Below are 2768 nucleotides of genomic sequence, written 5' to 3' on the forward strand. Positions count from 1 at the left end.
TCCTTGTTATTGCTTAGATGATCAGATCATGAAACATAAAATTAGTTCAAAAAAATCCCCAAGCAGAGGCTTGGGGATTTGTGTATAAGAGACAGGCTTAAACCTCCCTATCGAATAATTTGTTCAAGGCGCAGAAGTAATGAATTTACTTACCCAAGGCTTCTTTATAGTGCTGACGACATACCGACACGTATTTATCGTTACCACCAATAGAGACTTGATCACCTTCGGCAATCGCCACTCCATGTTCATCGGTGCGAATGACCATGTTCGCTTTACGGCCACAATGACAAATTGTTTTCAATTCCACCAGCTTATCGGCCCAAGAAAGTAGATATTTACTCCCTTCAAATAGCTCACCTAAGAAATCGGTACGCAAGCCATAGCACAGTACCGGAATGCCGATTTTATCGACCACTTCAGTCAATTGATAGACTTGCTCTTTGGTTAAGAATTGGCACTCATCAACCAAAATACAGTGACGCTTTTGTTGCTCGTGCAGTGCGTTGATCTCATCATACAAATTCGTTTTAGCGGTAAAAAGCTGGGCGTCTGATTCCAATCCTATTCTTGAACTTACTTTACCAACACCATAACGGTCGTCGATGGCGGCGGTATAGATCACGGGCGTCATACCACGCTCTTGATAGTTGAAAGAAGATTGTAGAAGAGTGGTTGATTTACCTGCATTCATCGCAGAGTAATAGAAATACATTTGAGCCAAAAGAGAGATTCCTGTCACTAAGTCAATTGGCGAGAGAACAAGGTTCACTCAAATAAAAAAGGATAACCCTACGCGGGGGCAAAAAAGAGGGTGACTTTCGCCACCCTGCTACCGTTGCGTTTATTGCGCTTTTTCTTTTGCGACCGTCACCGCAATCGCCAACTCTTCGAGCGACGCTGGGTTAGCCAGACTCGGTGCATCCGTTAGCAAACAAGCGGCTGCGGTTGTTTTAGGGAAGGCAATCACATCGCGAATATTTTCCGTACCACACAACAGCATCACCAAACGGTCAAGACCGAATGCAAGACCTGCGTGTGGTGGCGTACCAAATTTCAGCGCATCCAATAGGAAGCCGAATTTCAGTTGTTGCTCTTGCGCATCGATACCTAAAATATCAAACACCACAGATTGCATTTCAGCATTGTGAATACGCACCGAGCCACCGCCCACTTCATAGCCGTTTAATACCATGTCGTAAGCATTTGAATTTGCAACCGCTGGGTTGGCTTGCAGCTCTTGCGCGGTTAAATTAAGTGGCGCGGTAAATGGGTGATGCATAGCATGCAAGTTACCTTCGTCATCTTCCTCAAACATTGGGAAATCAACAACCCATAGTGGAGCCCATGAATTTTCATTGGTGATCGCAAGATCTTTACCCAATTTCAAACGCAGCGCACCTAAGGCTTCAGTCACCACTTTTATTTTATCGGCACCAAACAAAATGATGTCGCCAGACTCAGCGTGAGTACGCGCCAAAATGCCTTCCACAATGTCAGCCGAAAGGAATTTCGCGACCGGAGATTGAACACCCTCTAAGCCAGCAGCGCGGTCATTGACTTTCATCCACGCCAAACCTTTCGCGCCATAAATACCAACAAACTCAGCGTAGCTATCAATTTGCTTACGAGTTAATGCCGCGCCACCCGGTACACGAATAACCGCAACGCGTCCTTTAGCATCATTAGCTGGGCCAGAGAAAACATTGAAATCCACATCTTTTACAAGGTCTGCAACATCAACCAATTCCAGTGGGTTACGCAGATCCGGCTTGTCGCTACCATAGCGACGCATCGCTTCGCTGTATGGCATCACAGGGAAATCGCCTAGATCAACGTTTAGTAGTTCTAGCCACATGTTGCGAACCATTTTTTCGGTCACTTCACGCACTTGATCTGCCGTCATAAATGACGTTTCAATATCGATTTGAGTAAATTCTGGTTGACGGTCAGCACGTAAATCTTCATCACGGAAACATTTTACGATTTGATAGTAACGGTCAAAACCTGACATCATCAGCAACTGTTTAAACAGTTGTGGCGATTGAGGAAGTGCATAGAAACTGCCTTTGTGCACACGACTTGGTACTAAGTAATCACGCGCACCTTCTGGCGTTGCTTTCGTCAAAACTGGCGTTTCAATATCGAGGAAACCGTGTTCATCAAGGAAGCGGCGTACAAAGCTAGACGCCTTAGCGCGCAGCTTAATACGATCACTCATTTCTGGACGGCGTAGATCTAAGTAACGATATTTTAGACGTTGCTCTTCTGAGTTCTTTTGGTTGAAATCCAGTGGTAAAACATCACTGCGGTTGATAATCGAAATCCCACTCGCGAGAATTTCTACTTCGCCAGTCGCCATCTCTTTATTTATTTGACTTTCTGGACGCGCGCGTACTTCACCAGTTAACTTAATGCAGAATTCATTACGCAGTTGGTTAGCTACTGCAAATACATCCGCCATATCTGGATCAACCACCACCTGAACGATGCCTTCACGATCTCGCATATCAATAAAGATAAGACCGCCTAAATCACGACGGCGATTAACCCAGCCGCACAACTCCACAGTTTGTCCTGCGAGGGACTTGTTCAGGTGACCACAATAATGGCTACGCATAATGAATTTCCCAATCTCTAATTAGTTATCAATTCTAAGCCGCTCAGCGTCATTATCTGAGCAGCGCAAAGTTCCATTTATACGCTGAAAGATGTGCAAAATCGACCTTCCAGAATACAATTTGTTGTGTTTTATCAAGGGTTGCTGC

At 45.0% G+C, this 2768-nt stretch carries 2 protein-coding genes; both read right to left on the bottom strand.

Features of this window, described 5'->3' with window-relative positions; translation table 11 throughout:
• Positions 1-145: 145 nt before the first annotated feature.
• On the bottom strand, positions 146-724 hold the full coding sequence (locus tag B9J84_RS05825) for a thymidine kinase (protein ID WP_094123739.1): 579 nt from the start codon (positions 722-724) through the stop codon (positions 146-148).
• Between the two features lie 120 nt (positions 725-844).
• Positions 845-2620, bottom strand: coding sequence for an aspartate--tRNA ligase (gene aspS, locus B9J84_RS05830; protein WP_019282187.1), 1776 nt, complete (start codon positions 2618-2620; stop codon positions 845-847).
• Between the last annotated feature and the right edge of the window lie 148 nt (positions 2621-2768).

This window comes from Vibrio sp. V03_P4A6T147 (assembly GCF_002241085.1).
GTDB lineage: Bacteria > Pseudomonadota > Gammaproteobacteria > Enterobacterales > Vibrionaceae > Vibrio > Vibrio anguillarum.

Bases quoted from the DNA above. Each gene is read 5' to 3' on its own strand.
- aspS (WP_019282187.1), bottom strand. From the start codon at position 2,620: ATGCGTAGCCATTATTGTGGTCACCTGAACAAGTCCCTCGCAGGACAA.